This is a genomic window from Tenacibaculum sp. 1B UA, from assembly GCF_033978845.1.
GTDB lineage: Bacteria > Bacteroidota > Bacteroidia > Flavobacteriales > Flavobacteriaceae > Polaribacter.
In genome coordinates, this window is the sequence record NZ_JAKVUA010000007.1 from 75,556 (window position 1) to 94,681 (window position 19,126).

Consider the following 19,126-nt stretch of genomic DNA (forward strand, 5'->3'; position numbering starts at 1 on the left):
CTACTCAAATATACGGAAAAGCTGATAATTATCATGTTTTAATTTGTAATCTTATCGGACATTTGTACAAGGCAAAAGAGTAAATATGGAAAGCACAACATGTTTTCATTGTGGTAACGAGTGCGATACAAAAACAATTATAATAGAAGATAAATTTTTCTGCTGTAATGGATGTAAAACAGTTTATGAAATTTTTTCAGAAAACGATCTAACTTGTTATTATGATTTTCAAAACAACCCAGGAGCAATACCTGAAGAGATACAAGGAAAATATGATTTCTTGGATAATGGATCTATTGTAGATAAACTATTAGAGTTTAACGACAGTAATGTGCAGGTAATAAATTTATACATTCCGCATATACATTGTAGCTCATGTATTTGGGTATTAGAAAATTTACACAAACTACAAGAGTATGTATCTTCATCACAGGTTAACTTTCCGAAGAAAACAGTTCGAATTACTTTTAACTCTGAAAAAACATCACTTAAAGAGGTCGTATTACTATTAAGTTCTATTGGTTATGAGCCTTACATAAGCTTAGAAGATTATGAGGTTGGTAAAAAGAAAGTAGATCGTAGTTTAATTTATAAACTAGGAATAGCAGGTTTTGCTTTTGGAAATGTGATGTTCTTGTCATTTCCAGAGTATTTTGAAGTGTCTGAATACTGGTTAGAACAATATAAAGGAATCTTCCGTTGGTTAATGTTCGCATTTTCACTTCCTGTAGTTTTTTATGCAGGACAAGATTATTTCATTTCAGCATATAAAGGACTTCGTTCAAAAATTTTAAATATTGATGTTCCAATTGCTTTAGGAATTTTAGTACTGTTTATACGTAGTACAGCAGAAATAGTTTTTGACTTAGGAACAGGCTTTTTTGATAGTTTAACAGGACTCGTTTTCTTTTTATTACTAGGAAAGTTTTTTCAGCAAAAGACCTATAATTTCTTATCATTTGAACGTGATTATAAATCTTATTTTCCAATTGCTGTAACCAAGATAACTATTGATGGCAAGGAGGAGAACACACAAATATATGACGTTACAAAAGGAGATAGATTACTAATAAGGAATCAAGAGTTAATCCCTGTTGATGGAATTTTAATTAGAGGAGAGGCAAAAATAGATTATAGCTTTGTTACAGGTGAAGAAGTTCCTGTAAATAAAAAGTCAGGAGATAAGTTATTTGCAGGAGGAAAACAATTATCAGGAAGTATAGAGATGGAGGTACTAGCTTCAGTTTCACAAAGTTACTTAACACAATTATGGAGTAACGATGTGTTTCAGAAAGATAAAAACTCATCATTCAAAACATTAACCGATAAAATCAGTAAAAACTTTACGATAATCGTATTGTCTATAGCGTTTTTGTCTACAGCATTTTGGTTGTATCACGATTCAAGTTTGGCATTAAATGTATTTACGTCAGTATTAATTATTGCATGTCCGTGTGCTATTGCATTAGCAGCACCGTTTACTTTAGGAAATATCTTACGAATTTTTGGAAGAAAGAAATTCTACTTAAAAAATGCAACGGTAGTAGAACAATTAGCAGCAGTAAGTTCGGTTATTTTTGATAAAACAGGTACACTTACTACAAATAAAGAAAACACGATAACATACGAAGGGGAAGGTTTGAACAAAACGCATAAATCGATTTTAAAAAGTTCATTACGAGCATCAAATCATCCGTTGAGTAGAATGCTATATACTTCATTAAAAGAAGAAATGTTACCTGTTGAAGGTTATCAAGAATATGTAGGAAAAGGAATTGAAGCAAGTTACCAACAAACAACTATAAAAATAGGCTCATCTTCTTTTGTGAAAAATGCAAAAGAACAATCAAACCTTGATACTTCGGTTCATATTAGTGTAAATAACGATTACAAAGGAAAATACATATTCAAGAATGCCTATAGAAAAGGAGTTGAAGGCTTGTTTTCTGATTTAAGTAAAGAATATGATTTATCGGTAGTTTCAGGAGATAATGAAGGAGAAAAGAAGTTTTTGGAAGAATTGTTACCAAAGGAAATTACATTTTTATTCAATCAAAAACCACAAGATAAGTTACACTACGTAGAAGGGCTACAAGAGAAAAATAAAAGTGTATTGATGATTGGTGATGGATTAAACGATGCAGGAGCGCTAGCACAAAGTAATGTAGGAGTAGCATTATCAGAAAATATCAATGTCTTTTCACCTGCATGCGATGCTATTTTAGATGCTACAAAATTTAGTGAAATAGGAAATTACATTAAAGCATCGAAAAAGGCTATAAAAATTATAAAGTATTGTTTTTTACTATCTTTAATGTACAATATTGTTGGACTTTATTTTGCGGTAACAGGACAATTAATGCCAGTAATAGCAGCTATTTTAATGCCGTTGAGTTCAATTAGTGTCGTGGTTTTTACAACCATAGCTACCAATATATTAGGAAGAAAAATAAAATAAAAAATTATGCAAGTAGCCTCATTTTTAAATGATATAAAGTTTAATGAACTTAAACCAGGAGTGTCTTTATTATTAGATACAGATTTTTCAAAAGAAATACGAGTGGTATTTAAAAAAGGACAAACTATGGAAGATCACCAAGCTCCATTTGCAATCATTGTTCAAATAATAAAAGGATCTATAGATTTTGGAGTTGCAGGAGAAGTAAAACAAATGGTTACTGGAGATATAATTTCATTAAAACCACAAGTAGTACATAATCTAACAGCTATCGAAGAAAGTGTTGTAAGGTTATCGTTATCAAAATTAGATACTTTAAAAAGAGTAAAAGATGTATAATTATGAATATTAATAAATACATAGACCATACGTTACTAAAAGCAACAGCAACAAAAGCAGATATTGTTAAGTTGTGTAATGAAGCTAAAGAATATAATTTTTATGCAGTTTGCGTAAATGGATGTTATGTAGAGTTAGCAGCTAAAGAATTACAAGACTTAGAAGTGAAAGTAGCAGCAGTAATAGGTTTTCCATTAGGAGCAATGGCAACCAGAGCTAAGGTTTTTGAAGCTAAAGATTGTATAAAAAAGGGGGCTTCAGAAATTGATATGGTTATCAATATAGGTAAGCTGTTAGAAGGAGACGAAGATTATGTAGAAAACGAAATCCGATTGATTAAAGAAGAAATAGGAGGAAATATATTAAAAGTAATTTTTGAAAACTGTTACTTATCTAAAGAACAAATTAAAGTAGCAAGTGAATTAGCGGTAGAAGCCGGTGCTGATTATGTAAAAACATCGACAGGTTTTGGTACTGGAGGAGCAACTTTTGAAGACGTTGCAATAATGGATAGTGTTGTAGATGGAAGAGCTCAGATAAAAGCAGCTGGGGGTATTAGAGATATAGAAACAGCTAAGAAGTATATAGAAATGGGAGTAACACGTTTAGGAACTTCTTCTGGAGTTTCTTTAGTAACTAGTGGTGTTTCAGGTAAAAATCAATATTAAAATGAGCATACATATAGAAGCAAAAAAAGGAGAAATAGCAGAAACTGTTTTATTACCAGGCGATCCTATGCGTGCAAAATGGATAGCAGAAACATTTTTAGAAAATCCAATTTGTTATAATGATGTTCGTGGTATGTTAGGATTTACAGGAACATATCATGGAAAACAAATTTCTGTTCAAGGAACAGGAATGGGAATTCCTTCTGCATTAATCTATGCTCATGAATTAATTAATGAATATGGAGTTAAAAATTTAATAAGAGTAGGATCTGCAGGCTCTTATCAAAAAGAAGTTAAAATCCGTGATATTGTTATTGCTATGGCGGCATCTACTAACTCAGGATTAAATACCATCCGTTTTAATGGGGCTGATTTTGCGCCAACAGCAAGTTTTGAACTATTCCAAAAAGCTATTGAAACTGCGAAGCAGAAAGGAATTCCATTAAAAGCAGGAAATATTTTAAGTTCAGATGAATTCTATGCCGATGAATTTGAAAGCTATAAAAAATGGTCAGCGTATGGGGTATTGTGTGTTGAAATGGAAACTAACGGATTGTATACAGTTGCAGCTAAACATAAAGTAAATGCGTTATCCATCTTAACGATTTCAGATAGTTTAGTTACAGGAGAGAGAACTACCGCAGATGAAAGAGAACAAACTTTTAAAGAAATGATAGAAATAGCTCTAGAATTGGCATAATTGCCATTTCGAGTGATAGCGAGAAATCTCTTGCTAATAAAAATACACACATGAAAAATTCACTAATACAAAAATATAATATTCCAGGTCCCAGATACACGAGCTATCCAACAGTTCCGTATTGGGATAACGATACTTTTTCAAAAGAAAAATGGATAAAAACCTTTAAACAGTCGTTTATAGAAAGTAATGCAGATGAAGGAGTCAGTTTATACATTCATTTACCATTCTGTGAAAGTTTATGCACATTTTGCGCATGTCATAAACACATAACCAAGCGTCATGAAATGGAAGGTCCGTATATAGAAACAGTTTTGAAAGAGTGGCAATTATATGTTGATTTGGTAGATGAAACACCAGTGATAAAAGAAATTCACTTAGGAGGAGGAACCCCAACATTCTTTTCAGAGACACAATTAAAAAGGTTAATTGACGGGATTTTTGTCAATGCAAAAAAACACCCCGAACATGAATTCAGCTTTGAAGGGCATCCAAATAACACCACTAAAGAACACTTACAAACACTATACGATTTAGGTTTTACAAGAGTAAGTTTTGGAGTACAAGATTACAATCCTAAAGTGCAAGAGGCAATTCATAGAGTACAACCTTTTAAGAATGTCCAAAAAGTACACAATTGGGCAAAAGAAATAGGATATACTTCTATTAGTCACGATTTAGTGTTCGGGCTTCCATTTCAAACCAAAGAAAATGTAATTTATACTATTAATAAAACCAAAGAATTAGAGCCTGATAGGATTTCGTTTTATAGTTATGCACATGTTCCTTGGGTAAAAGGAGTTGGACAACGAGGTTTTAATGAAGATGATTTACCGAAGAATGAAGAAAAACGAGAACTGTATGAAATAGGAAAGGAGTTATTTGCAGAAATGGGGTATGTAGAAATAGGAATGGATCATTTCGCACTACCTACTGATAGTTTGTACAAAGCCACCCAAGAGAAAACATTACATCGTAACTTTATGGGGTATACCGCTAACAAAACGCAATTAATGGTTGGTTTAGGAATGTCGTCAATATCTGATTCTTGGTACGGATTTGCACAAAATGTAAAAACGGTAAAAGAGTACGAAAGAGTTGTAAACGAAGGAGAAATACCTGTGTTTAGAGGACATATATTATCCAAAGAAGATTTAATCATAAGAAAACATATCTTAAATATTATGTGTCATTTTTCCACATCGTGGGAAGAATATTCGTTACAGATTGAAAATGTAGAAACACATATAGAAAAATTAGAAGAAATGATGGCTGATGGTTTGGTTTCTATAAAAGGGAGTAAGTTAACTGTTCCAGAAAAGGCAAGACCCTATGTGCGTAATATTTGTATGGCATTTGATAAAAAATTACACAAAAAACAACCTGAAACCAAACTGTTTTCAATGACAATTTAAACAACAAATAACTCGAATATTTTTTCTTCGAGTTTTTTTGTACAAAAAACTTGAAACATGACAAAAGTCATATTTTAAGAAAATCTTCACAAGTATCTTTGAACTATAATTATCAGGCAAGATATGAGCGTTATTTACTTACTACTATCACTAAGTATTTTAGTGGCTATTATTTTCTTTATAGCATTTATTGTTTCAGTAAAAAAAGGGCAGTACGATGATTCGTACACACCCTCAGTTCGCATGTTGTTTGATGATGAACTGGTAAAAGAAGAAACAAAAACTAACAATTAACAATAGATATTAAATTCAAATAGATTATGGAAATGCAACAATTTTATTACGATAATAAAATCGTAAAAAAATTCATCTACGCAACCTTACTATGGGGGATAGTAGGTTTTTCAGTAGGATTGTTATTGGCTTTTATGTTCTTATTCCCAAATTTAACTGATGGAATTTCATGGTTAAGTTTTGGACGTTTAAGACCATTGCATACGAATGCAGTAATTTTTGCTTTCGTAGGAAATGCCATTTTTGCAGGAGTTTATTACTCACTACAACGATTACTGAAAGCCCGTATGGCGAGTGATTTTTTAAGTAACTTTAACTTTTGGGGATGGCAGTTAATAATTGTTGCAGCAGCCATAACACTTCCGCTGGGGTATACTACATCAAAAGAATATGCTGAATTAGAGTGGCCAATTGATATTGCCATAGCACTAGTTTGGGTAGCTTTTGGTGCTAATATGATTTGGACAATCTTACAAAGAAGACAACGTCATTTATATGTAGCTATTTGGTTTTACTTAGGAACTTTTGTAACCGTAGCGGTATTACACATATTTAATAGTTTAGCACTACCAGTTGGTTTCTTAAAATCATACTCAGTATATGCAGGAGTTCAAGATGCATTGGTACAATGGTGGTATGGACACAACGCGGTGGCGTTCTTTTTAACTACTCCGTTCTTAGGATTAATGTACTATTTTGTTCCTAAAGCGGCAAATCGTCCAGTATACTCGTATAGATTATCGATTGTACACTTCTGGTCGTTGATTTTTATCTACATCTGGGCAGGACCTCACCATTTATTATATACTTCATTGCCAGAATGGGCTCAAAATTTAGGAGTTGCATTTTCTGTAATGTTAATTGCACCATCTTGGGGAGGTATGATCAACGGATTATTAACACTCCGTGGAGCATGGGATAAAGTAAGAGTTGATCCAGTATTAAAATTCATGGTAGTAGCGATTACAGGTTATGGTATGGCAACTTTTGAAGGACCAATGCTATCATTAAAAAATGTAAATGCAATTGCTCACTTTAGTGATTGGATTATTGCTCACGTACACGTAGGTGCTTTAGCATGGAATGGTTTCTTAACCTTTGGTATGTTATATTGGCTAGTACCAAGAATGTTTAAAACAAAATTATATTCTACAGCATTGGCAAACTTCCACTTCTGGATTGGTACTTTAGGTATTATCATGTATGCATTGCCAATGTACGTAGCAGGATTTGTACAAGCCTCAATGTGGAAACAATTCAACCCTGATGGAACATTAACATATGGTAACTTCTTAGAAACAGTAAATGAAATTATTCCAATGTATTGGATGCGTGCTATTGGAGGAAGTTTATTTATCCTTGGAGCATTTGTAATGTTATACAACATTGTTAAAACGGTAAGATCAGGAAGTGGAGTAACAGATGAACTAGCAGAAGCAGCGGCATTAACAAAAGTATCTAAATACAGAACTTCTAAAGAAGGTTGGCATACTTGGTTAGAAAGAAGACCTGTAAAATTAACAATCTATGCTACAGTAGCAATCTTAATTGGAGGTGTTGTTCAAATTATACCAACTTTATTAGTGAAGTCAAATATTCCAACTATAACAAGCGTACAACCATATACACCTTTAGAATTAGAAGGTAGAGATATTTATATCCGTGAAGGGTGTGTAGGATGTCACTCACAAATGGTACGTCCATTCAGATCAGAAGTAGAACGTTATGGAGAGTTCGCAAAAGCAGGAGAGTTTGTATACGATCATCCTTTCTTGTGGGGATCTAAACGTACAGGACCAGATTTATTAAGAATTGGAGGTAAATATAATGATAGTTGGCACTTAAATCACATGTACGATCCGCAAAGTACTTCACCAGGTTCTATCATGCCGTCATATCAATGGTTAGTAAGAGACGAATTAGATAAGAGCGATACCGAAGGTAAAATGAAAGCAATGGTTAGTTTAGGTGTTCCTTATACTGAAGAAGATATAGCCAATGCGCAAGCAAGTATGGAAGAGCAAGGAGCCAAAATTCAAAAGAGCTTATATGCTGATCCAGATTTTGCAACAAACTATGAAGCAGATAAGAAATATGCTCAAGAAAACGGACAAACTTTCATTGAAATGAAAGATAGAGAAATCGTAGCCTTAATCGCTTACTTACAAAGATTAGGAACCGATATTAAAGTAAAAGATATTGAAGATCAATTAAGCGCTAAAAACTAGAAATTATGTTAAAGTTTGTGAAAAGCCATATGGAAACTATTGCAGGTATTGAAATATACCCAATTATTTCGCTAACCATATTTTTTACATTTTTTGTAGTGTTGTTTTGGTGGGTATTTACGGCCAAAAGAGAATATATAAGAAATGTAAGTAAGTTACCTTTAGATAATTAGTAAAATTAAACAAGATGAAAAAATATTTTCAATCTATAGTATATATCATTTTTGTTGCAGTAACCTTTTTTGCTATTGCTACTGCAATTAAATCATACAAAAATCCATTTAGTTTGTATGAACATCCGTTAGTATGGATAGCAATTGTGGGGCTTGTAACAGTAGTTATTTTAAAAGAAGCGTTAAATATAGTTGCTCAACAAAAAGCAAAGCAGCTTCAAATGGAAAAGGATGGTATTCAACCAGAAGAAGTTGATAACTGGGCTTGGGCAAAGAAAATTATAGATAAATGGACGGAAGCTAAAGCCGTGGAAGAAGAGGATGAAATTATTCTTGATCATAACTATGATGGAATTAAAGAGTTAGACAATAACTTACCACCATGGTGGCTATATATGTTCTATGCAACAATTATTTTTGCAGCAGTATATTTAGTAAGATATCATGTACTAGGAGCAGATAATCAAGAAATGGAATATGCACAAGCTGTAGCAGAAGCTAAAAGAGAATTAGCAGCGTTTAAATCAAACTCTAAAGAAGCAGTTATTGATGCTGAAACGGTAACTGTTTTAACAGATGCTGGTGATTTAAGTAGAGGTAAAGCAGTATATAACCTAAACTGTGCTGCTTGTCACATTGCAGATGGTGGTGGAGGTATTGGACCAAACTTAACCGATGAATATTGGATTTTAGGTGGAGGTGTCAAAAACATTTTTAACACGATTTCTAATGGAGGTAGAGACGGTAAAGGGATGGTTGCTTGGAATAAAACTTTAAAGCCAAAAGACATTCAAAAAGTAGCAAGTTATATTATTTCTTTACAAGGAACTACCCCAGCAAAACCAAAAGAACCTCAAGGAGAGTTATATAAAGAAGAAGGTCAAGCACCAGCTGTTGCAGAACCAACAGAAGAACAGCCAAAAGACAGTATTCAATAAAAATAATAGTTACAAATTAGTTTTTAATAGTTGATTATGGAAACACCCAAAAACGAACAATTCAGAGATAGTATTGGTACTATAAATGATGAAGGAAAAAGGGCTTGGGTGTTTCCAAAAAAACCAAGTGGTAAATTTTATAAATACCGAAGCTATGTAAGTTACTTTTTATTAGCTTTTTTATTACTAGCACCTTTCATTAAAATTAACGGAAATCAGTTTTTACTATTTAATGTTTTAGAACGTAAGTTTAATATTTTCGGATTTCCTTTTTGGCCACAAGATTTCCATTTAATGGTAATCTCCATGATAATAGGAGTGGTGTTTATCATTCTATTTACAGTTGTTTTTGGTCGAATTTTTTGTGGATGGATTTGTCCACAAACCATTTTTTTAGAAATGGTTTTCAGAAAAATAGAATATTTAATTGAAGGAGATAGAGGAAAGCAAATTCGTTTGGCTAAGCAATCTTGGAATGCTGAAAAGATTAGAAAAAGAATTTTAAAATGGGTTCTCTTTTTTATAATCTCTTTTATTATAGCAAATGTATTCTTAGCATATTTAATAGGAAGTGATAAGCTTATAAGTTATATAACAGGAAACCCATTAGATCATGTAAGTACTTTAATTTCATTGTTAATTTTTACAGGAGTGTTCTATTTTATTTTTGCATGGTTTAGAGAGCAAGTGTGTATTATTGCTTGTCCTTATGGTAGATTACAAGGAGTATTGTTAGATAATAAAACGATTAATGTTGCCTATGATCATGTAAGAGGAGAAGGAAAGGCAGGAAGAGGAAAGTTTAATAAAAAAGAAGATAGAACAGCGACAGGAAAAGGAGATTGTATTGATTGTTTTCAATGCGTTAATGTATGTCCTACAGGAATTGATATTCGTAACGGAACACAGTTAGAGTGTGTAAACTGTACAGCTTGTATTGATGAATGTGACCACATGATGGAAAAAGTTGGGTTGCCAAAAGGGTTAATTCGTTATGCCAGTGAAGAAAACATTGTTAAAAAAGCTCCTTTTAAGTTTACAGCAAGGATGAAGGGGTACTCTGCTGTATTATTCATTTTGACTGGAATTTTAGTAGGAATGTTATTTTTAAGAAATGATGTAGAAGCTACAATTTTACGATTACCAGGTCAATTGTATCAACATAAAGAAAACGGAATTATTAGTAATATTTACACTTTTAAAGTAGTAAATAAAACAACCGAACAGATAGACAATGTGAGTTATAAATTGCTATCTCATAATGGAACGATAGAAACAGTAACACATCAAGATTTTGAAGTACCTAAACAAGGATTAGCAGAAGGAACCTTATTTATAGAGTTACATCAGTCTGAAATGAAAAATGAAAAAGAAAAACTAAAAATAGGTGTATATAGTGGTGATAAACTTATTGAAACGACTACAACCAACTTTTTAGGACCAAGAAGTTATAGATAAATCAGTCTAAAGCTCATTAGTTTTTAGGAGTAAGTACGAATAAAGATTAAGAACCAAAGACTAAAAACAAATTAAAATGAAATTAAACTGGGGCACGGGTATAGTAATAGCAATAATAGGATTTATAGGCTTTATTATGTATTTCGTAATTACGATGAGTACAGGTAAAAACTTTAATCACGATTTGGTAACTGAAAAATATTATCAACAAGAATTAGAATTTCAGAACAAATTAGATGCTACTAAAAATGCAAAAGCATTAAAAAAGAATATTAAAATAGAAAAAGTAACTGAAGGAATTAAAGTCCATTTTCCAACGGACTTTAACCCTAAAGATATAAAAGGAAAAGTGTTCCTATACAGACCATCTGATAAACAACTGGATTTCGAAATGCCTATTTCGATCTCCGAAACATATTTGCTCGTGCCTGAGAAACGTTTGTTGGGTGGTCGTTGGAACATAACAGTTTCCTGGAACTACAAAAATAAAGATTATTTATTTCAGAAAGAGTTAGTATATTAATGTTTCTTTCAGCAATCATATTTGGTTTATTAGGTAGTTTTCACTGTATAGGCATGTGTGGTCCTATAGCCTTTATGTTACCTGTAGACAGAACGAATAAAGTAAAACAGTTTTTTCAAATAACTAGTTATCATTTTGGACGCTTATTTACTTATAGTTTAATAGGCTTTTTGTTTGGTTTATTAGGAAAAGGGTTTTATTTCTTCGGATTTCAGCAACAACTTTCTATTATTGTTGGAGTATTAATGATTTTGGCAATTTTTGTACCTAAAACCTTTCAAAAATATAACCTTTCAAACCCAATAAACAAGTTGGTAATGAAAGTAAAATCTTCTTTAGGAAAAGAATTAAAGAAAAAAGGAAATGATACCTTTTTTACGATTGGCTTTTTAAATGGTTTTTTACCTTGTGGATTAGTATATATGGCGGTTTTTGGGGCGCTAACTACAACCAATATGTTGTCAGGAAGTCTGTATATGTTTTTATTCGGGTTAGGAACTATACCGTTAATGACAGCAGTAGTTTATGTGGGGAATTTTGCAAATGGATTGGTGAGAAAAAGAGTTCAACAAGCAATACCCTATGTTGTAGTTTTTATTGGAGTATTGTTTATTCTTAGAGGATTAGGGTTAGGAATACCTTATGTTTCTCCTCTTCCTGTAACAGATATTCATAATTCAGTTGAAGGCTGTCATTAACCATAATTTAAAACAGCCTAAATATGCAATACACAAGATGTTCTTTTAATGTCTATTTGCTAGCTTTTTTGTTTATTAGTTAATTGTCAATATTTTGTGTTATAGGTTTTCCTTGATTATCTATTATTACATTTCCTTTTAATGTAAAAGCATCATAAAAACTAAGAACTGTTTTGTTTGGTAAAAAAGTTACGTCTACAATTATTTTACCATGAACATCATTTAAAAAAGAATTGTTTTCTTCATTAAAGTCCCATAGTTTATTTCCTGTTATAGTATCATATGCCGAAATGGTATACGGTGTTTCTTTTTTTATGTTGACTTTGTGTCTAATAATAATAACACTACTTGTGTAAGAAATAACTTCAGCATTTAAAAATATAGCTTCTTGTAAAGTAGCAGCTAGCTGTTTCTTTTTTGCAAATAACTTATATCTATGTTCGTTTATGCGTTTTAAATAGTATGTGTTGTTAATGTATTTATTTTTATCAGTGATTAAATTATCATCTGTATGTAAGTATAATACCTCACCATAATTAGTTTTTATATAAATACTATTTTTTTGAGCAGGAGAGTAACTTAATTCGGCAATACCTCTTTCTTGATATTTTTCTGGCATCATACGATTTAAATTCTCTTTATTTTTTATAATCATGGAGCTGTTAACCATGTCAAAAGCCTTTAAATAATTATTAGAAGCTTCAAATAACCATAGAGTGTTTTTTGCATTAAAAGTATGAATATTATTAGCAGGAAGAACTAACTTTTCAAATAAAACAGTATCTACTTTGGAAGTATTAATTTTTTTTACAACTAAAAATGAAGAGTCATTGCTTACGGTTTTGTGTTCTTTAATATAGCTACCTTTTATTTTTTGTATACCTATTTCCCAAATTTCATTATTAGGATTATATATACGCTCTTTAAGTACATAAGCACCTCTTTCATTAATGTTTAAAAAAGAATCAATATTTATGAATTTGGGCATAAAGTAGAAGCTAACAACAAGTAGTGTTAAAATAAAATCTCTTTTGGCTAATTGCGTGTTTTGTGCTTTAAAATTTAAAAATGCTGCAATAGCAGAAAATATCCCAAAGTAAAAAAATAGAGCAATAAAAATCACTAAAAGTAAAGGAAGGGTTATATATAAACCATCATTATTTAATGCAAAAAAATCAAAAGTCCATCCATTTTGTCCTGGTTTATATGAATAATGTGTACTGGTATATGCTATAGGTCTATTAAAAAAAAGACGATTGGGTATGGTAATAAAGAACTTTAATAAAATACCTAAAATAGAAACGACCATTAAAGAAATAAAGGCACGTACAATAACGCCCACAAATTTAGAAGAGTTTTTATCCATAACAAATGTAAAATTTAAGAAAGCAAATGTATAGAATATATAGTGGTTTATAAAGTGACAAAAATCATAGTTTTACTAATAAAATTTAGGTAACTTTATAGGAAACATTAAACCTAAAAGTAATAAATCATGAAAAAAATTATAGTCCCAGTTGATTTTTCTGAATATTCTGAAAATGCATTACAAACAGCAGCTTTTTTAGCAAAAAGATCAGACGCTGAGGTATTGGTAGTACATATGCTTGAGTTGTCTAACGCTGTTTTAAGCCAATCAGAAAGTTATTTAGAGCAAGAAATGCTGTTTTACTTAAAAATGACTGAGAAGAAATTAGCAGAATTTTTACAGAAAGATTATTTATCAGATATAAAAGTAACCCCAATTATAAAGCACTTTAAAATTTTTAGTGAAATAGATCAGTTGGCAAGAAATGAAGGGGCAGACTTGATAGTTATGGGGTCTAAAGGAGCTAGTGGTTTAAAAGAAATGTTTATTGGTTCTAATACAGAAAAAGTAATTCGTTACGCGCATGTGCCTGTATTAGTAATTAAAGAGGAACCAATTGTAAAACAAATAGAAAAAATATTATTTGCATGTGATTTTTCTGATGATGATGTAAAGCCATATATGGAAGCAAAAGAGTTTCTTAAGAAGTTTAATGCAGATATAGAAATGGTATATGTAAGCACACCAACTTCTAAGTTTAAAAGCACGAAAGAGTTAGAAGGGAAAATGAAGCGTTTTTTCAGTCAAACGAATGAAAATTATGAAGAAAGTGCTCAAAAAGTAAAAATAGTTTCTGATTATTCTGTGGAAAAAGGAGTGTTTTACTACGCAAACAAAATTAACTCAGATGTTTTAGTTGTAGCAACACATGGTAGAAAAGGAATAGCTCACTTTTTTGAAGGTAGTATTTCTGAAGATATTGCTAATCATAGTAAATTACCCGTATTGTCTTTTAAAATTTAGAATATAGAAGTAAAAAAGCTCATTCAAATTGAATGAGCTTTTCTATTTTTTGAAGAAAATAAATTTACTTACCTTCTTTAGTTTTTATATCATCTACAAATTTTTGTAAACGTTTACCGTATTCAGAATTTTTAATTTTATCAGTTAAACTATTATTAATAGTATCTAAAAGTTTAATGTTAGCGTCATATAGTTCAGACAACGCAATGTACGGAGCAGCTTCACTATCACTGTTAGCAATCGCAAAGTTTGTAGAGAATAAGAAACGACGACGTATCATTTTCTTATAATCAGCTTCCACTTGCTCTAGTTCTACTTCATCTTTAGCTTGACGAGCTTCAACTTCTTTTTTTATAAAATCTAGACGTTGATCCATAAAACGTTGGTTTATTTTACGATACTCATTCATTACTACTTGGTTTTTAGAGCCTTTTATTTCAGGTTTAAAACCAAATTCTTCAATTTTGTCATTTATAGTAATTTCACCTTCTTCACCAAAAAACATAATGTGTTTATCTGTGGTGTTACCGTCAAAAGTTAAGTAATACATTACAGGAGACTCAACATTATCTGTTAGTAGAAATTTATCATCACCTAATAAAGCCATAGAATCAACAGATACTAATAATGTATCCTTCATTTTTTGAAGGTATAAAGTACCTTTTTTTAATCCTTTAACTTGACCTTTAACAACCATGTTTCCTTCTTTCTTAGAGGAACAAGCAAAAGCAACAAGTGCAATTGCGAAAAGAGCAATAATTTTCTTCATTGAATTCAAATTTGTCTGCTGCAAATATGCAGATTTCTCCTAAACTTTTGAGGCTATTTCCATTAAAATTGTACATAGGATTGCACCTACAGTTCCGATAGCGTATCCAAAAACAGCTAATAAAACACCAACAGTAGCTAATGATGAGTGAAAAGCTTGTGCTACAATTGGAGCAGAAGCTGCACCACCAACATTTGCTTGACTTCCTACTGCCAAGAAAAAATAAGGGGCACGAATTAATTTAGCGACTAAGATTAACAATCCTGCATGAATTGCCATCCATACCAAACCAATAAAAATTAAGTTGAAATTATCAAAAATCAACGTTAAGTCCATTTTCATACCAATAGTTGCTACCAGTACATAAATAAAAATACTCCCTATTTTACTAGCTCCTGCACCTTCATAATTTTTTGCTTTTGTAAAAGATAAGACAACAGCAGTAATGGTTGATATACTAATTAGCCAGAAAAAATTAGAACCTAAGAAAGAGAAAATATTTCTCCAAGTTTGAGATTCCATACTTGCAGTTAAAGAAGCAAAGATGTCGCTTAAATATGCACCAGCAAAATGTCCGAAACCAACAGTTCCAAAAGCAATGGAAAGCATAATTATAAAATCAGTTAAAGTTGGAGTTCTTCTTACGCTTTGTGTAAAGTTAGAAACTCGATCTTTTAAGTCTTCAATAGCTGAAGTGTCAGCTTTTAACCATTTATTTATTTTATCTTTTTTACCGATTCCAATTAATATGATTGCCATCCAAATATTAGCTACTACGATGTCAACAAATACCATTCCTCCATATTTGGCTGGGTTGTATTGATAAATTTCTAACATGGCAGTTTGATTAGCTCCACCACCAATCCAACTTCCTGCAAGGGTAGAAAGTCCTCTCCAAACGGCATCAAAATCTGCTCCACCTACAGTTCCTGGTGAAACAGCTGAGATTAATAAAATAGCGATAGGGCCTCCAATTACAATTCCTACGGTACCTGTGAAAAACATGATTAATGCTTTAGAACCCAAGTTGAAAATAGCTTTTAAATCAATACTTAAGGTCATTAAAACTAAAGCCGCAGGTAATAGAAATCGGCTAGAAACATAATACAGCTGTGATTTACTTTTTATTACTTCACCTGCAGCATTGGTAGTTTCCCATTCTGGAGAAATAACTCCTAAAGTAGTAAATATTGCTGGGATAAAATAAGCCATGAATAACCCAGGAACTATTTTATAAAACTTGTGCCAAAATCCTGAAGTTTTAGATTCTGTATAAAATACAAAACCTAAAGAAATCATTAAAATACCAAATACTATTGCGTCGTTAGTAAAAGTAGGTTCGTTCATCGTGAAAATTTAATTTTTGCTAAAGTATGAAATAATAGTTACTTCTATTTTCTATGATCAGTACTAATAGCAACACCTAATTGAATTCTATTAAAGTTACCAACTTCGTTTACATTTATCAGTTGATATCCTGCTTGAAGCTTTATAATATCAGATACTTTGTATTTAAAACCAGCTCCAAACCAATTTTGATTGTAAGATTCTCCTTTAAAGTCTAAAAAGGTTTCATTATATAGATAAGTAGACCATTTTTCATTAATAGGATGACCTAGGGCTAATTGATATCGGAAAAAGTTACCAGTAGTTGATTCAAAAAAACGTTGTTCACCTCTAAAACGATGTGCTAAGTTTAAACTAGCTATTTTATGCTTTACGTTTAAATCTTCATAAATACGATGTTCATTAAAATCTCCAGCATTAGCATCAAAAGTTCTATCTGTATTTAAGAAGGCATATCCTACAGTAGCACTTATAGTTTTATTGAACTTATAATTACCACCTAAACGTCCAATGAATTGTTGCATATCATCTCCAACCTCAAAGAAGCGAAAATGTACCATGGTTTTTAAGCTAAACTTATTAGAAATTTGATGAGATCCGTTGTACATATACCAAACACCGAGTTCTTTTGTTGGGTTGGAAGTTACCGATTGTTGGGCGTAATTGTTTAATGAAAATAAAGTGATAATTAAAAAAGTAAACTTTTTCATAATTGTTAAAGAGGTTGTTTTTTATATTAAAAATCCCCCACATAAATTATATGTAGGAGATTTAAGCGTTATGTAAGCAAAAATAAAAATCAGGTTTCTCTTATGAGAAATTAGGATGTTAAAATTGTATTGCCTGTTTATAAATCATTATTTTTAATAGGCTCTTTTTTCTTTAAATAGGTATCTAAGAATTGTAAGATTTTACTATTAGCTTCTATTTGATTTTCCTTTTTAACAAAACCATGCCCTTCATCATCAAACAGCACATATTCTACAGGAACTCCATTTTTCTTAACTCCAGCTACAATTTCGTCTGACTCCACTTGTAAAACCCTTGGGTCTTTAGCTCCTTGTAACACCATTAATGGTTTAGTTACTTTATCAGTATGGAATAAAGGAGAAATTCTTTTCAATCTTACTGAGTCTGCAGAGTGTGGGTCTCCTAATTCTTTATATAAAGCTTCTCTAAAAGACTCCCACCAAGATGGAATGCTTTTTAAGGTACGCATCCAGTTTGTTACTCCATAGATGTTAACACCTACTGCAAATTCTTCAGGAGTATAAGTTAAAGCAGCCATTGTCATATAACCACCATAAGATCCACCAATAATTCCTATTTTATCAGCATCAATTTCTGGTTGTTTTGCTAACCAATTTTTTCCTTCTACACAATCTTGCAAATCTTTTTCTCCATGGTTTAAATCATCCATAGTAAAAAAGGTTTTACCGTATCCGCTACTGCCTCGATTGTTTACAGCTAAAACAGCATAGCCATGGTTTACTAAATATTGAATTCTAGAACTGAAATTTTGACGTGATTGTCCACCAGGACCTCCATGAACCCAAACTAAAGCAGGAACTTTAGTATCTTTTGAAGCTTGATGAGGTACATAGTAAATTGCAGGAATAGTTACTCCATCAAAAGAAGGGTAACGAATTACTTTTGCTTTTACTAAATCTTCGGGATTAATTTCTTTATTTAAAACATCAGTTAATTGCGTTTGTTTTTTTGTTTTTAAGTCATACACATATAAGTTTGAAGGAGTGTTAGAGCCACCAGCATAAAAACGCATTATGTTTTCATCTCTAGAAAAACCAACACTAGTAATACTTTTTCCATCAACATTAGGAAGCTCTATGTTTTTACCTGCTTTAACATCAAAAACTTCAATTACATTTTTAGCATCTTCGTTAATATATGTTACTCTGTAGCTGCCATTATTGGTAAAGTAACTTCCAGAAATATCCCAGTCTTTTGCCAATACTTTTTCTGTTTCATTAGTACTAATAGTATATTTCATTAAGGTAGCAAATTCACCTTCCGCATCTGTTGTGTAATAAAACTCAGTATCATCGATAGAAAAATCAGCTGCTGAATTACCACTTAATCTTAGGTTAATTTTTGTGATTACTTTGGTAGTTCTATCAAACAAAAACAAATCACTATCGTTAGTATTAACCGTTTTACTTAATGCTAATATATTTTTGTTGTTTGATATAGCAGAAACGTTATAACCTTCTTTGTTCTCATAAATCATTTTAGAAGTAAAAGTTTCAAGATCCATTTCGTAGAGGTCCATAAAGCGATTGTCTCTTTTGTTTGAAGTAAAAAAGAAACTTTTTTCATCTTTAGCCCACCCAAAAAAACTAGCTCTAGCTCCTTTAGTTGGTGTTAAATCTTTAATGTAACCATTAAGTTCTCTTAAAAAGATGTGGTAAATTTCATCACCATTATTATCCATTCTAAACAGCATTCTTTCATCTTTTGGAAAATAAGAGGTTGCAAAAACTGAAGAGCTATCTGATTTTGTAATAGGCTCTAACTCACCACCAGAAGTTGAAATAGTGTACATGTTATAAATTCCTGAACGATTACTAGTTACTAGTAATTTAGAGTTATCAGGAGAAAAACTTCCTCCAAAAACATTTTCGTTATCCATCATTTGCTCAATAGAATATTTTTTGGGAGCTGTACTGGCTTTAACAGATTCCTTTTTGTTCGTTTTACAAGCAATTACCGAAATGGCAATGGCGAGTAATAAGAAATATTTTTTCATAAGTGTATGTTTGGGTTAT

The 19,126-nt window shown here is 31.5% G+C and carries 18 protein-coding genes; 13 read left to right on the forward strand and 5 right to left on the reverse strand.

Annotation, left to right across the window (positions count from 1 at the left end):
• The first annotated feature begins 85 nt into the window (after positions 1-85).
• From MK851_RS07535 to MK851_RS07590, 12 genes are all read left to right on the forward strand, one after another.
• Positions 86-2,458, forward strand: a complete 2,373-nt coding sequence (locus tag MK851_RS07535; RefSeq protein WP_320242846.1) for a heavy metal translocating P-type ATPase — start codon at positions 86-88, stop codon at positions 2,456-2,458.
• Positions 2,459-2,464: 6 nt separating this feature from the next.
• Entirely contained in the window at positions 2,465-2,797 is a 333-nt protein-coding gene (locus tag MK851_RS07540) for an AraC family ligand binding domain-containing protein (RefSeq protein ID WP_303508536.1), read from the forward strand.
• A 2-nt stretch (positions 2,798-2,799) separates the two neighbouring features.
• Positions 2,800-3,465, forward strand: a complete 666-nt coding sequence (gene deoC, locus MK851_RS07545; protein ID WP_303508532.1) for a deoxyribose-phosphate aldolase — start codon at positions 2,800-2,802, stop codon at positions 3,463-3,465.
• Between the two features lies 1 nt (position 3,466).
• Positions 3,467-4,165, forward strand: coding sequence for a purine-nucleoside phosphorylase (deoD, locus tag MK851_RS07550; protein ID WP_320242850.1), 699 nt, complete (start codon positions 3,467-3,469; stop codon positions 4,163-4,165).
• A 50-nt stretch (positions 4,166-4,215) separates the two neighbouring features.
• Positions 4,216-5,580, forward strand: a complete 1,365-nt coding sequence (gene hemN, locus MK851_RS07555; protein ID WP_320242852.1) for an oxygen-independent coproporphyrinogen III oxidase — start codon at positions 4,216-4,218, stop codon at positions 5,578-5,580.
• A gap of 123 nt (positions 5,581-5,703) precedes the next feature.
• Positions 5,704-5,874, forward strand: coding sequence for a cbb3-type cytochrome oxidase assembly protein CcoS (gene ccoS / locus MK851_RS07560; protein WP_115902068.1), 171 nt, complete (start codon positions 5,704-5,706; stop codon positions 5,872-5,874).
• A 26-nt stretch (positions 5,875-5,900) separates the two neighbouring features.
• Complete coding sequence (gene ccoN / locus MK851_RS07565) at positions 5,901-8,102, forward strand: cytochrome-c oxidase, cbb3-type subunit I (RefSeq protein ID WP_320242855.1); 2,202 nt, start codon at positions 5,901-5,903, stop codon at positions 8,100-8,102.
• Positions 8,103-8,107: 5 nt separating this feature from the next.
• A complete protein-coding gene (locus MK851_RS07570; RefSeq protein WP_303508517.1) occupies positions 8,108-8,275 on the forward strand; it encodes a CcoQ/FixQ family Cbb3-type cytochrome c oxidase assembly chaperone in 168 nt (55 codons plus the stop codon).
• Between the two features lie 14 nt (positions 8,276-8,289).
• Positions 8,290-9,213: a cbb3-type cytochrome c oxidase N-terminal domain-containing protein gene (locus tag MK851_RS07575; RefSeq protein WP_303508515.1), complete on the forward strand. Its 924-nt coding sequence runs from the start codon at positions 8,290-8,292 to the stop codon at positions 9,211-9,213.
• Positions 9,214-9,249: 36 nt separating this feature from the next.
• Positions 9,250-10,671 carry a cytochrome c oxidase accessory protein CcoG gene (gene ccoG / locus MK851_RS07580; RefSeq protein ID WP_303508512.1) on the forward strand — a complete coding sequence of 474 codons (1,422 nt, stop codon included), beginning with the start codon at positions 9,250-9,252 and terminating at the stop codon, positions 10,669-10,671.
• 76 nt (positions 10,672-10,747) lie between these two features.
• Entirely contained in the window at positions 10,748-11,194 is a 447-nt protein-coding gene (locus MK851_RS07585; protein ID WP_159493741.1) for a FixH family protein, read from the forward strand.
• Positions 11,194-11,892 (forward strand): sulfite exporter TauE/SafE family protein, encoded by a 699-nt coding sequence (locus MK851_RS07590; RefSeq protein ID WP_320242861.1) that lies wholly within the window; start codon positions 11,194-11,196, stop codon positions 11,890-11,892. The genes MK851_RS07585 and MK851_RS07590 overlap by 1 nt, the downstream gene beginning before the upstream one ends.
• Positions 11,893-11,971: 79 nt before the next feature.
• Here the strand turns inward: MK851_RS07590 and MK851_RS07595 are convergent, their stop codons facing one another.
• The gene (locus MK851_RS07595; RefSeq protein WP_320242863.1) at positions 11,972-13,258 is read right to left on the reverse strand and encodes a hypothetical protein; all 1,287 of its coding nucleotides are present in this window, start codon (positions 13,256-13,258) and stop codon (positions 11,972-11,974) included.
• Positions 13,259-13,387: 129 nt separating this feature from the next.
• On the opposite strand from MK851_RS07595, the gene MK851_RS07600 reads away from it, so the two are divergent.
• On the forward strand, positions 13,388-14,224 hold the full coding sequence (locus MK851_RS07600) for a universal stress protein (RefSeq protein WP_320242865.1): 837 nt from the start codon (positions 13,388-13,390) through the stop codon (positions 14,222-14,224).
• Positions 14,225-14,288: 64 nt separating this feature from the next.
• On the opposite strand, the gene MK851_RS07605 is transcribed toward MK851_RS07600, so the two are convergent.
• The 4 genes from MK851_RS07605 to MK851_RS07620 all read right to left on the reverse strand — a co-directional run bounded on the left by MK851_RS07605 (position 14,289) and on the right by MK851_RS07620 (position 19,107).
• Complete coding sequence (locus MK851_RS07605; protein ID WP_320242866.1) at positions 14,289-14,993, reverse strand: DUF4369 domain-containing protein; 705 nt, start codon at positions 14,991-14,993, stop codon at positions 14,289-14,291.
• A 39-nt stretch (positions 14,994-15,032) separates the two neighbouring features.
• Complete coding sequence (locus MK851_RS07610; RefSeq protein ID WP_320242868.1) at positions 15,033-16,340, reverse strand: DUF819 domain-containing protein; 1,308 nt, start codon at positions 16,338-16,340, stop codon at positions 15,033-15,035.
• Positions 16,341-16,384: 44 nt separating this feature from the next.
• Positions 16,385-17,050: a DUF2490 domain-containing protein gene (locus MK851_RS07615; RefSeq protein WP_320242871.1), complete on the reverse strand. Its 666-nt coding sequence runs from the start codon at positions 17,048-17,050 to the stop codon at positions 16,385-16,387.
• Between the two features lie 137 nt (positions 17,051-17,187).
• Positions 17,188-19,107, reverse strand: coding sequence for an alpha/beta fold hydrolase (locus MK851_RS07620; RefSeq protein WP_320242873.1), 1,920 nt, complete (start codon positions 19,105-19,107; stop codon positions 17,188-17,190).
• Between the last annotated feature and the right edge of the window lie 19 nt (positions 19,108-19,126).